Below are 11,476 nucleotides of genomic sequence, written 5' to 3'. Positions count from 1 at the left end.
CCCCTGCCTCGCGCAGGGGCCGTCTTCGTTTGTGCACACCCCCCGCCGGAAGGGCGACGCCGGCTCAGTCGTGCAGGGCCAAGCCCTTCACCGCTTTGTCGACCGCCTTCCGCGGCCCCCACAGCGCCAGGCCCACCAGGTCCAGGGCGTCGGCCTCCTCCGCCGCGAACGCGGCCCGGTTGGCGGCGTCGTGGCCGGTGCGGAACATGGCCGATACATAGGCCGCCCGCCCGAGATCCCGGTCGAGCGCCCGGACGTGGGTCGCGCGCAGCGCGGGAAGGTCGGCGCGGAACACCAGGATCGGCTGGCCGAGCAGCGGGGCGTAACGCCGCCCGGCGGCGTCCGGGTAGGGCTCGCCCAGCCGGCCGGGCTCGGCCCCCGCCACCCCGGTGGCCAGGAACGCGGCCACGTTCAGCTTCTGCCAGCCGGCCAGGTCCTCGCGGATCACCAGCACCACCTTTGTTTCGAACATCGGCGCCTCCTGGACCCTCGATGGCCCAGGCGGCGGCTTCAGTCTGGTACGGATGTGCAGGCGCGGGCGTAGGCGGCCGGGGTCAGGCGGTAGGCGCGGCGGAACCAGCGGCCGAGGTGGCTCTGGTCGACGAAGCCGGCCTCCGCGGCCGCCGCCGCGGGCGCCACGCCCGCCGCCAGGGCCTTGCGCGCCGCCTTCAGCCGGGTCTGGACCAGGTAGCCGTGCGGCGAGACGCCGAGCTCGCGCCGGAACGCGCGGGCCAGCGCGAAGCGGCCTGTGCCGGCCGCGGCGCTGAGGTCGGCGAGGCCGAGGTCGCGGTCGTATTCGGCGCGGATGAGGTCGCAGGCCCGCCGCACCGCCGCCGCCGCCGCGCGGCCGGGCGCCGGCGGGGGCAGGGCCGCCAGCCGCGCGGCCAGTTCGCCCAGGGCCAGGTCGCGGGCGAGCCGCCCCTCCTGCGCGAACACCGCCCGGAACGCCCGGTGGATGCCGCCCGCCAGGCCCGGGTCCTCGCGCAGGGTGTCGCGGAAGCCGATCGTGCCGCCGCCCAGGGCGTCCAGCTCGGCCTGCAGCCGGGCGGCCGGCAGGTACAGCATGGCGTAGGTGAAGCCGGCGTGCTCCGGGCTCTCGCCGTCGTGGGTCTCGCCGGGCTCGATCAGGATCGCCCGGCCAGGCGTGCTGCGCTGAACGCGGCCGCGGCAGCGGAACTGCTGCACGCCCTGCTCGGTGACGCCCAGCAGCACCTCGTCGTGGTCGTGAGGATCGTAGGCGTGGCCCTCGAAATGGGCGCGCACCGCCTCGATGCCGGTCTCCGCGTCGCGCCTGACCCTGATCCAGTCGCCGCTCATGCGGGGGAGTGTAGGGGGCGGGCGGGCCCCGCGCGAGCCCCTCCGGGAACGACGCGCCGCCGTCAGCCGGCGGCGGGCTTCAGGCTCGCGGCCAGGCTCCGCCAGACCGACTGCACCTCGGCCAGCCAGGTGTCCACCGGCTGGGACAGGTCGTGGCGGGCCTCGAAGGAAACGCCGGCGGTGTCCCACCGGCGCCAGCGCAGGATCGCCTCGTAGGCGGCGTCCTCGCGGTAGTGCAGCAGCACCAGCCGGCGCGGCAGCACATAGACGCTCGAGACTTCCAGCTTGACCCCGCCCTTGCTGAGATCGGTGATCATGCCGTCGGCCCAGTGGGCCAGCTTCGGCCCCCAGAACAGGCGGGCCGGGGCGTTGACGGGCGTGCGCGGGTGAGCGCGCCGTTCGGCGTAGTCGCCTGTCACCAGGGCCTCCATCGGTCGTTGCGGGCGCGACCCTGGCACAGCTTGGCTAAGCAATCCTCACCGCGGCCGGCGATCGGCCGCGGGCCGCAGGCGCGAAAGCCGCGGCGCCGCCGTTGCGCGCTAGCGCCCGGTTTCGTAAACCCTGATGGCCGCCGCAGGAGACCGGGTGCGGCGCCGAGGTCCCGACGCTTTGATTGATTCCTCCCCACTTCGCATGTCCGAGCTCGAGCTCGACGCCCTGACGGAGCTGGTGAACATCGGCGTCAGCCGCGCCGCCGCCAACCTCGCCGTGATGTGCCACGAGCCGGTGACCCTGACGGTGCCGGCGATCTCCACCGTCACGCCCGAGCAGGCGGCCGAGATGATCGGCGGCGCGCGGGTGGGCAAGATGGTCGCCGTGGAGCAGGGCTACGTCGGCGACGTCTCGGGCCGGGCGTTGCTGATCTTCCCCGAGGTGAACAGCCTGGAGCTGGTCCGCGCGGTGGCCGGCGAGGACGTCGCCGCCCAGGACATCCCGGCCATCGCGCCGGAAGCCCTGCTGGAAACCGGCAACATCGTCCTGCAGTCGTGCCTGGGCACGCTGGCCAACATGCTGCAGGGGCAGCTCGACATCAGCACGCCCAAACTCGTGGAGGGGCCGGCGCGGGAGATCTTCCCGCGCGTCGCCAAGGACGGGGTGCTGTTCGTCTACATCAACTTCACCCTGCGCGGCCGCCGGATCCGCGGCTACATCGCTCTGCTCATGGAGCTGGCGGCGCTCGGCGCCCTGAAGCGCCTGGTCAGCGAGTTCGTCCGGCGCGAGACCGAGTAGGGCCTCAGCCCTCGATCATCTCCCGCACCTTGTGCGCCAGGGCCTCCATGGCGAACGGCTTGGAGATCATCTCCATGGACGGGCCAAGGAACTCGGCGCGGCGGGCGGCGCCCGCGGCATAGCCGGTGATGAACAGCACGGGCAGGTCCGGACGCCGCTGGCGGGCGATCTCGGCGAGCTGGCGGCCGTTCATGCCGGGCAGGCCCACGTCGGAGATCATCAGGTCGATGCGCCGGCCGGACTCCACCACCTTCAGGGCCGCGTCGGTGTGCGACACCTCGATGGCCTCGTAGCCCAGCTCCTTCAGCACCTCGACGATCAGCAGGCGCACGGAGTCGTCGTCCTCCACGACCAGCACGGTCTCGCCGGCGCCGGTGGGCGCCTCGGCCGCGGCCCCGTCGGCGGCGGCCTCCGCGCCGTCGTCGTGCGCGCGGGGCAGGTAGAGCTTCACCGTCGTGCCGACCCCGGCCTCGCTGTAGATGCCCACGTGGCCGCTCGACTGGCGGACGAAGCCGTAGACCATGGAGAGGCCTAGCCCGGTGCCCTGGCCGATCGGCTTGGTGGTGAAGAACGGGTCGAACACCCGCGCCAGGACCTCGGGCGACATGCCCGCGCCCGTGTCGCTGACGCTCGCCACCACATATTCGCCGGGCTCCAGGCCCTCCACCGTGTCGGTGTAGCTGGCGTCCAGCCGCACGTTGCAGGTCTCGAGCGTGAGCTTGCCGCCTTCCGGCATGGCGTCGCGGGCGTTGATGGCGAGGTTCAGCAGCGCGTTCTCGAGCTGGTTCGCGTCGGTCAGCGTCGGCCAGAGGTCGGCGTCCAGCGAGACCGCCAGGTCCACCTGCTCCCCCAGCGTGCGGCGCAGCAGGTCTTCCATGGAGCCGATCAGCCGGTTCACGTCCACCGGCCGCGGGTCCAGGGTCTGGCGGCGCGAGAAGGCCAGCAGGCGCTGGGTCAGGGCGGCGGCCCGCTCGGCCGAGGCCACCGCGGTGTCGATGAACCGATAGGCCTCCTCGACCCGTCCCGACTGCAGCCGGCGGCGGACCATGTCGAGGCCGCCCAGCACGCCGGTCAGCATGTTGTTGAAGTCGTGCGCCAGACCGCCGGTGAGCTGGCCCACCGCCTCCATCTTCTGGCTCTGGCGCAACTGGTCCTCGAGCTGCTTGCGCTCGGTGACGTCGCGGCCGATGGCGTAGAAGGCCTCACCCTGCGGGATCACCGTCCAGTTCACCCAGCGCCAGCCGCCGTCCTTGGACCGCATGCGCGCGTCGGCGTCCTCCAGGGACGAACCGGGCGCGAGCCCCGCCCAGCGGGTCAGCCCGGCCTCGGCGTCCCCCGGCTCCACGAAGTCGCGGAAGTCGTGGCCGATCACCTCCTCCTCGCCGTAGCCCAGAAGGTCGCGCCAGGCGGGGTTCACCGCCCGGTAGACGCCGTCGGCGCCGACCACGCCGAACAGGTCGCGGGAGCTGTTCCAGATCCGGTCGCGCTCCTGGGTGCGGTCCTCGACCCGCTGCTCGAGGGTGAGGGCGAGTTCGCGCAGCTTGGCCTCGGCGGCCTTGCTGTCGCTGATGTCGTAGATCACCCCGATGAACCGCGCGCCGGCCTCGCCGTCGCGCCGCCGCTCGCCGCGCAGCGCCAGCCAGCGCTCGGCGCCCGTGTCGGCGCGGCGGATGCGCAGCTCGGTCTGCACCTGGCCCTCGAGGGGGCCGACCACCCCGATCAGCGGCGGGTCCTCGGGGTGGACCACGGCGTTGATGGTCCGCACCGGCAGGGCCTCGGCCACGTGCAGTCCGAGCAGGCGGCAGAACTGGTCGGAGACCGTCGCCGTGCCGAAGCCGTCCACATACTCGAAGGTGCCCACGCCGCCCGCGCTCTGGGCGATCCGCAGCCGCTCCTCGACGCGCTTCTGCTCGGTGATGTCCACCAGCACGCCGGAGAAGTGCGGCCGCGAGCCGTCGGCGGGGTGCTCGGCGCGGCCCCGGGCGCTGACCCAGCGGGCCCCGGCCTCGCTGGTGAGCCGGAAGTCGCGGGCGAACACCTCGGCCCCGTGCTGCACGCCGGCGATGGCGATGCGCAGGCGCATCCGGTCGTCCGGGTAGACGCGCTGGAAGAGGGTGTCGACGGGCACGCCGGCGGCCACCTCGGCCTTCGGCAGGCCGAGCAGGTCGGCGAAGCGGCGGTCGCCGCGCACGCGCTGGCCGGCGAAATCCCACACCCAGGCGCCGTTGGCGCCGGCCAGCGCCGCCGCCGCCATCAGATCGTTGTCGGGCCGCCCGTCCACGTCAGGCGTCCGCCGCGGCGTCCGGTCCGACGACGCGCACGATGAACTCGGCGATGAGCTGCTTCAGCGCGTCCAGCGACGGCAGGTCCATGAACACGGCGATGTAGCCGCGGATGTCCCGCTCGCTGATGGCGAAGTTGATGTAGAGGAACAGCACCACGCCGTTCTCGTCGCCCGTCCGGTCGAGGTCGAAGAGCTGGGCGCTCTGGTCGCGCAGGACGCCGGGCAGGGACATCTCCAGCGGCCGCTGCAGCATGTTGGCCATGGTGGCCAGGCAGTTGTTCAGCACCACGTTGCCCGTCTCGGCGAGCGCCTCCTCCTCGAGGTCGGCGACCTCGGTGTCGGACAGCTCGTCGCCGGTCACGGCGCGGACCAGGGCCAGGCTGTTGGCCTCTGGGAAGATCAGCAGGGCCTGGCCGGAGAAGGCGCCGGTGAAGTCCTGGCGCACGGCGACGAGCCGGCCGATCTCGCGCTCGGCCATCAGGGTGGCGGCGGCGCCGCGGCTCAGCACCTCCACGGAGGGCACCGAAAGGAACACCTGGCGGCCGACCATCTGGCGCAGGCTCGCCGCGGCGCGGCTCACGCCGATGTTCACGAGCTCGGTGAGGGCGTCGACCTCCAGCGGCTCCAGGAAGATCGGCGGCGTGCTCATGCGTCGGACGAACGCAGCTTCAGCGCCGCCCCCGAGATGAAGCCGCGCAGGCCTTCCTCGGTGATCGGCTTCGGCACGAAGGTGGCGCCGGCGGCGCGGGCGCGGGCGATCACCTCGTCCTGCACGTTGGCGGTGGCCAGCGCGATCGGCATGGCCGGGTGGCGGGCGCGCAGTTCCTCGGCCAGCTCCAGCCCGTTGCGGCCGGGCATGTTGAAGTCGAGGATCACCACGTCGACGCTCTGGGTCTCCAGGAGCGAGAGGGCCTCGTCGGCGTTGCCGGCCTCGAGCCGGGTCCAGTCCGGCTGCAGGGCCGCCACCGCCTTGCCCACGACGATCCGGGCGAGCTTGCTGTCGTCGACGATCAGTACTGCAGTCAAACCTGGGCTCCTTCACCCGTGCGGCCGCCGGCAAGGGGCCCAGCTTCTTCAATAACGCTCGTGGCGCCGATTGTCGCCCGCGCCGCCCCGTTTCGGGCGCCTGCCAGCGCGGGTGCCAGCCGCTCGCGCAGGAAGGCGTCGGCGGGCTCACCGCGCAGCTCGGGAGCGAAGGCGAGCAGCACCTGGGCCACCGCGGCGTGCAGGGCCGCGCAGGCGGACAGGTCCACCGGCCGCAGCTCGGCCTGCAGCAGGGCGGTCAGGGGCTCGGCCTCCTCGGCCCGGCAGGCGCCTTCCAGGCGGATGATCCCCTCGACCACGCGCACCGTCATCCGATCAGCTCCGGCATGTCGAGCACCATCAGCACCCGGCCGTCGCCCATCAGGGTGGTGCCGGCCAGGCCCGGGACCCGCGACAGCAGCCCGGCCATGGGGCGCAGCGGCGCCTCCAGGCGGGCGCCGAAGGCGTCCACCGAGACCGCCGCCACGTCGTCGCCGGCCTGGACGATCATCAGCTTCAGCTCGTCGCCGCGCGGAGCGAGGCCCGGCAGCCGAAGCAGGTCGGAGAGGTCGAGCAGGGGCACCGGCCGGTCGCGCCAGACCAGCGCCCGGCCGGCGCGGACCGGGGTCAGCCGGCTGGCCGCCACCTGGGCGGTCTCGACCACGGATTCCAGCGGCACGCCGAAGCTCTCGCCGCCGGCCTCCACCACCATCAGCCGGGCGAGCCTTACGCGCAGCGGCAGGACCAGCGCGATCCGCGTGCCCGCGCCGGCCGCCGTGGCGATCTCGGTGCGCCCGCCGAGCGCCGCCACCGCCGCGCGCACCGCATCCAGCCCGACGCCGCGGCCGGACAGGTCGGTGACCGCCTGGGCGGTGGAGAACCCCGGCGCGAAGATCAGCTCGGCCGCCGCGTCGTCGGACAGGGCCGCCAGCGCCGCCTCGTCCATCACCCCGCGCTCGGCCGCCACCCGCCGGACGCGCTGCAGGTCGATGCCGCGCCCGTCGTCGGAGACCTCGATGACCACCTCGTCGCCCATCGGCCGCGCGGCGATGCGCAGGGTGGCGGCGGCCGGCTTGCCGGCCGCGCGGCGGCGCTCGGGCGGCTCGACGCCATGGTCCAGCGCGTTGCGCACCAGGTGCAGCAGCGGCTCGAACAGGCCGTCGGCCACCGACTTGTCCACCTCCACGTCCTCGCCGGAGAGCACCAGCCGCGCCTGCTTGCCGAGACCGTCGGCGGTCTGCCGGACCAGCGCCGGGAAGCGGCGGAACAGCGGTGCGAGCGGCGTCAGCCGCAGACGGGTGACGCTGTCGTGCAGCCGGCCGATGCGCCGGTCGAGGTCGGCCTGGGCGGCGGCGAGCGCGCGCCCGAGGCCGGGGTCGGCGGCGGCCGCCGCCCGGCCGGTGAGGTGGGCGAGGGCGTTCTTGGCGACCACCAGCTCGTCCACGGCGGCGGCGAGCGCGTCGATCCGGCCGCTCTCCACCCGCATGGTCCGCACCGCCTGGGCCGGCGCGGCCGTGGGCTCGGCCTCGGCCGGGGCGGCGACCTCGGCCAGTTCCACCTCGTCGGGCGCGAACCGGAAGGCCTCGCGCACGGCGGCGAGGGGCGCGGCGGAGAGCCCGGTGAGCACCAGGTTGCAGGCGAACGGGTCGTAGGCGGCGAGGTCGCCGAACGGCGCGCGCGGGGCGAGCGCCAGCCGCAGCAGCTCCGGCGTCGCCGCGGCGGTCGCCACCGGGTCCTCGCCGGCGAAGTAGCTGTCGGCCCGCGGCGTGTAGCGGAAGGCGACGTAGGGGCCGGGCGCCTCCGGGGCCGGGGTCAGAAGCGCCTGCGCCCAGCCGGCGTCCCGCGCCGGCGCGGCCGCCGCGGGCGCTGGCCCGGCCGTGGCGTCGTCCGTCGCGGCGAGCGCCGCGGTCAGCGGACCAGCCTCCGTCCCGGCCGGCAGCCGCCCGGTCTGTGCGGTCTCCTGCAGCCAGCGCTCGGCCTGCCACACCGCCGCCAGCAGCGCCTGGGCGAGCCCGGGGCCGAGCCGGAGGTCGCCGCGGCGCACCTCCGACAGCCGGTCCTCGGCGGCGTGGAACAGCTCGCCCATCGGCCCGAAGCCCACCAGCCCCGCCGACCCCTTCAGGGTGTGCGCCGCCCGGAACAGGCTCTCCAGCGCGCCCAGGTCGTCCGGCGCCCGCTCCAGCGCCAGCAGGTCCTGGCCGGCCTGGTCGAGCAGCTCGCGGCCCTCGGTGACGAAGATGTCCAGCAGCTCGTCGCTCACCGGCCGTCCTCCGGCCGCTGGTAGACCACCGCGTCCTCGAACCGGCAGGGGCGGAAGCGGTCGTTGATCCGGGCCATGGACTCGGTGTGGCCGAGGCAGATGAAGCCGCCCGGCGCCAGCGCGGTGAACAGGTTGTCCGCCGCCCGGGCCCGCGCGGCGTCGTCGAAGTAGATCAGCACGTTGCGGCAGAAGATCACCTCGAATGGCCCCTGGCCGGCCAGGGTCGAGCCCTCGATCAGGTTGGCCGGCGTGAACCGCACCGACTCCTTCAGGTCCTCGATGATCTCCCGCTCGCCGTCCTCGGCCGGCTCGAAGTAGCGGTCGGCCACGTCGGCCGGCAGCCTCGCCAGGGCGCGTTCGCCGTAGCGCCCGCGGCGCGCCGCCTCCAGCGCGCCGGTGTCGATGTCCGAGCCGACGATCTCCACGTTGTAGGCGTCCACCATCGGCCAGTTCTCGAGCAGCCAGATGGCGATGGAATAGGGCTCCTCGCCGGTGGAGCAGGGGACCGACCAGATGCGGATCTTGTCGCCCGGCCCCTTGGTGCGCGCGATCGCGGGCAGGATCGAACGGCTCAGCGCCCGGAGCTGGTGGTCCTCGCGGTAGAAGTAGGTCTCGTTGACCGTGAAGGCGTTGATCATCGCCTCCAGCTCGGCCGGCTCGGTGCGCAGCCGATGGAAGTAGTCGCTGAAGCGCGGCTCGCCGGTGGCCCGCATCCGGTCGGCCACCCGGCGCTCGATGTAGTACCGCTTGGCCTCGCCGTAGACCATGCCGGTGCGCTGGTAGAGGTAGTCGCAGAACCGCTCCAGCTCGGCGGGATTGAGCGGCGCGCCGGCGTTCATGCCGCCAGCCCTTCCACCAGCCGCTGGGCCAGCAGTTCGAGCGGCGCCACCACGCTCGCCCCGCCGGCGCGGACCAGCTCGCCCGGCATCCCCCAGACCACCGCCGTCTCCTCGGCCTCGGCCAGGGTCAGCCCCCCGCCGGCCCGCACCCGCGCCAGGCTGGCGGCGCCGTCGTCGCCCATGCCGGTCATCAGTACGCCGGCCAGCCGCTCGGACGGGAAGGCGGCCAGGGCGCTCTCCACCATCCGGTCGACGCTGGGGTGCCAGCGGTGCTCCTGCGAGGCCGGGGCCGAGAGCGCGAACACCCCGTCCGGCCGCGCCGAGACGATCAGGTCGGCGTCGCCGCGCCCGATGTAGACGTGGCCCTTCTCGATCCGCACCGGCTGGGTCACCTCCACCACCTTCAGCGCGCAGAGCCCGTCGAGGCGGCGGGCCAGCGGCCCGGTGAAGGCCCGCGGCATGTGCTGGGCGACCCGCAGCGGCCAGGGGAAGTCGGCGGGCAGGGGGGAGAGCAGGGCGTCCAGCGCCGGCGGCCCGCCCGTGGAGCAGCCCACCAGCACCAGGCCGGCGGGCTCGCCCGGCGCCGGGACCCCGATCGCCGCGCGGGTCGCCGCCGCCTTGCCGGGCTGGCGCGCCGGGCGCGGCGCCGTCGCCGCCGCCCCGGCCAGGGTCCGCACCCGCTCCGCGAGCCGGTGGGTCCTGCGGATGCGCGCGCCGGCGGCCGCGCGGATCTTCTCCACCAGCAGCGGGCCCAGGGTGTCGATCTCCAGCGAGATCGGCCCGGACGGCTTGGCGATCACGTCCACCGCGCCCAGCGCCAGGGCCTTCAGCGTCTCGGCCGCGCCGGCCTCGGTCAGCGACGAGACCATCACCACCGGCGTCGGCCGCTCGACCATGATCCGGTCGAGGCAGGTCAGGCCGTCCATCTGCGGCATCTGCACGTCCAGGGTGATGACGTCCGGCCGGAAGCTCTGCAGCGCGTCCAGGGCCTCCAGACCGTTGCGCGCATAGGCCACCTCGAAGCCCTCCTCGGCCTCGAAGAGCTCGCCCAGCAGGCGGCGCACCAGCGCGGAGTCGTCGACGACGAGCAGGCGGGTCACGGGGCGGAGCGACCCTCGTCTGCGAGGCCGGCCAGCAGGTCCGCCTCGGCGCGGTCGAGCAGCTCCTGCGGATTGACCAGCAGCACCATCCGGCCGCCTGTCTCCAGGCTGGCCACCCGGTCGAACAGCCGGCTGGCGTCGGCGCCCAGCTCCGGCGTCGGGGTCACGCTGCCCTCCGGCGCCTCCAGGATCTCGGTCACCGTGTCTACCGCGAATCCCACCAGGGTCTCGCCCACGCGCGTCACGATCACCCGCGGCTGGCCGGCCGCCGCGCCCTCGACGCCGAAGCGCCGGCGCTGGTCGACCACCGGCAGCGGCGCCCCGCGCAGGTTCATCACCCCGGCCACGAAGGCGGGCGCCTTGGGCAGGCGGGTGATCGTGCGCGGCAGGGTGACGACCTCCTGCACCGCCTCGATGGGCAGGCCATAGCGCTCCTCGCCCAGGCCGAAGATCAGGAAGCGCTGGCCCGAACGGGTCTCGGTCGCGGTGGTCATCTGGCTTCCCTTCTGCCGCCCGTCCTCCAGGATCTGGGCCACCGTCTCGTCGCGGAACAGCCGCTCGGGCGCGAGCACCGAGACGAGGCCGCCCCCCGGCAGGCGCAGCATGGCGTCGATGTGGGCTTCGCCCGCCCCGCGGTTCAGCACCCGCGGCACCGGCCCGATAGCGCTTTCCGGCGCCCGCAGGATCGAGGTGAGCTGGTCCACCACCAGCCCGACCCGGGCGTCGCCGATCGCCGCCACCACCACGCGGGCGCCCGGCGCCGGGCGCTCGGCCGGCAGGCCCAGCAGCACGCGGGTCGAGACCACCGGCAGCAGGCCGTCGCGGAAGTCGGTCACCCCCAGCATGGCGGCGTCGGTGCGGGGCAGGGCGGCGATCGCCGCCGGCAGGGCCACCACCTCGCGCACCTGCTCCAGCGGCAGGGCGTAGGGCTGGCCGGCCAGCACGAAGCCGAGCAGCGCGACCTCCAGGGCGCCCGCCGCCGGCGCGGCGGTGGCCTTGGGCGCGGCCGCCCGCGTCCCGCGGGTGCGGGTCAGGCCGGCGAACTCGGCGTCCAGCAGGGCGTCCAGCGCCAGCACCCGCGTCTCGCCCGCCTCGGTCAGGAGCAGCCCGCCGGGCTCGGCCTGGCCGTGCGCCAGCCCCGTCACCTCGTCCACCGCCAGGCCGAGCGGCGGCGCGCCGTGCAGCACGATCACCCGGCTGCGTTCGGTGGCTTCCGCGTCCCGGCCGTCGAGCACGCGGCCGAGCGCCACCACCGGCGCCACCTCGCCGCGGATGCTCGCCACCCCGGCCAGGCCCGCCGGCGCATGCGGCACGCGGGTGATCCGCGGGCGGCGGACCACCTCGGCCACCTCCTCGGCGGCGACCGCCAGCCGGCGCTCGCCCACGCGGAAGGTCAGGACCGCGCCGTCGGCGGCCGCCATGA

General features: G+C 74.6%; 12 protein-coding genes. 1 reads left to right on the top strand and 11 read right to left on the bottom strand.

Annotation, left to right across the window (positions count from 1 at the left end):
- Nucleotides 1-64: 64 nt before the first annotated feature.
- The 3 genes from ACE3Q8_RS15440 to ACE3Q8_RS15430 all read right to left on the bottom strand — a co-directional run bounded on the left by ACE3Q8_RS15440 (nucleotide 65) and on the right by ACE3Q8_RS15430 (nucleotide 1,736).
- Nucleotides 65-472, bottom strand: coding sequence for a DUF2000 family protein (locus tag ACE3Q8_RS15440; RefSeq protein ID WP_374471177.1), 408 nt, complete (start codon nucleotides 470-472; stop codon nucleotides 65-67).
- A 38-nt stretch (nucleotides 473-510) separates the two neighbouring features.
- A complete protein-coding gene (locus tag ACE3Q8_RS15435) occupies nucleotides 511-1,317 on the bottom strand; it encodes an AraC family transcriptional regulator (RefSeq protein WP_374471176.1) in 807 nt (268 codons plus the stop codon).
- A 62-nt stretch (nucleotides 1,318-1,379) separates the two neighbouring features.
- Complete coding sequence (locus ACE3Q8_RS15430; protein ID WP_374471175.1) at nucleotides 1,380-1,736, bottom strand: PilZ domain-containing protein; 357 nt, start codon at nucleotides 1,734-1,736, stop codon at nucleotides 1,380-1,382.
- Nucleotides 1,737-1,950: 214 nt separating this feature from the next.
- On the opposite strand from ACE3Q8_RS15430, the gene ACE3Q8_RS15425 reads away from it, so the two are divergent.
- Nucleotides 1,951-2,547, top strand: coding sequence for a chemotaxis protein CheX (locus ACE3Q8_RS15425; protein WP_374471174.1), 597 nt, complete (start codon nucleotides 1,951-1,953; stop codon nucleotides 2,545-2,547).
- Nucleotides 2,548-2,551: 4 nt separating this feature from the next.
- Here the strand turns inward: ACE3Q8_RS15425 and ACE3Q8_RS15420 are convergent, their stop codons facing one another.
- From ACE3Q8_RS15420 to ACE3Q8_RS15385, 8 genes are read right to left on the bottom strand one after another with little or no spacing between them, the layout of a single operon-like run.
- The gene (locus ACE3Q8_RS15420) at nucleotides 2,552-4,828 is read right to left on the bottom strand and encodes a PAS domain S-box protein (protein ID WP_374471173.1); all 2,277 of its coding nucleotides are present in this window, start codon (nucleotides 4,826-4,828) and stop codon (nucleotides 2,552-2,554) included.
- A 1-nt stretch (nucleotide 4,829) separates the two neighbouring features.
- Complete coding sequence (locus ACE3Q8_RS15415) at nucleotides 4,830-5,480, bottom strand: chemotaxis protein CheX (RefSeq protein WP_374471172.1); 651 nt, start codon at nucleotides 5,478-5,480, stop codon at nucleotides 4,830-4,832.
- Nucleotides 5,477-5,857, bottom strand: coding sequence for a response regulator transcription factor (locus ACE3Q8_RS15410; protein WP_374471171.1), 381 nt, complete (start codon nucleotides 5,855-5,857; stop codon nucleotides 5,477-5,479). The genes ACE3Q8_RS15415 and ACE3Q8_RS15410 overlap by 4 nt, the downstream gene beginning before the upstream one ends.
- On the bottom strand, nucleotides 5,854-6,186 hold the full coding sequence (locus ACE3Q8_RS15405) for a hypothetical protein (protein WP_374471170.1): 333 nt from the start codon (nucleotides 6,184-6,186) through the stop codon (nucleotides 5,854-5,856). Before ACE3Q8_RS15405 ends, ACE3Q8_RS15410 begins: the two co-directional genes overlap by 4 nt.
- Nucleotides 6,183-8,114: a chemotaxis protein CheA gene (locus tag ACE3Q8_RS15400; protein ID WP_374471169.1), complete on the bottom strand. Its 1,932-nt coding sequence runs from the start codon at nucleotides 8,112-8,114 to the stop codon at nucleotides 6,183-6,185. Before ACE3Q8_RS15400 ends, ACE3Q8_RS15405 begins: the two co-directional genes overlap by 4 nt.
- A complete protein-coding gene (locus ACE3Q8_RS15395; protein WP_374471168.1) occupies nucleotides 8,111-8,953 on the bottom strand; it encodes a protein-glutamate O-methyltransferase CheR in 843 nt (280 codons plus the stop codon). Before ACE3Q8_RS15395 ends, ACE3Q8_RS15400 begins: the two co-directional genes overlap by 4 nt.
- A complete protein-coding gene (gene cheB / locus ACE3Q8_RS15390; RefSeq protein WP_374471167.1) occupies nucleotides 8,950-10,053 on the bottom strand; it encodes a chemotaxis-specific protein-glutamate methyltransferase CheB in 1,104 nt (367 codons plus the stop codon). The genes ACE3Q8_RS15395 and cheB overlap by 4 nt, the downstream gene beginning before the upstream one ends.
- The gene (locus ACE3Q8_RS15385) at nucleotides 10,050-11,474 is read right to left on the bottom strand and encodes a chemotaxis protein CheW (protein ID WP_374471166.1); all 1,425 of its coding nucleotides are present in this window, start codon (nucleotides 11,472-11,474) and stop codon (nucleotides 10,050-10,052) included. Before ACE3Q8_RS15385 ends, cheB begins: the two co-directional genes overlap by 4 nt.
- Between the last annotated feature and the right edge of the window lie 2 nt (nucleotides 11,475-11,476).

The sequence above is a fragment of the Phenylobacterium sp. genome, assembly GCF_041913825.1.
Lineage (GTDB): Bacteria > Pseudomonadota > Alphaproteobacteria > Caulobacterales > Caulobacteraceae > Phenylobacterium.
Note: the sequence above shows the minus strand (reverse complement) of the source record. Positions and strands in the feature narration are given on the sequence as shown.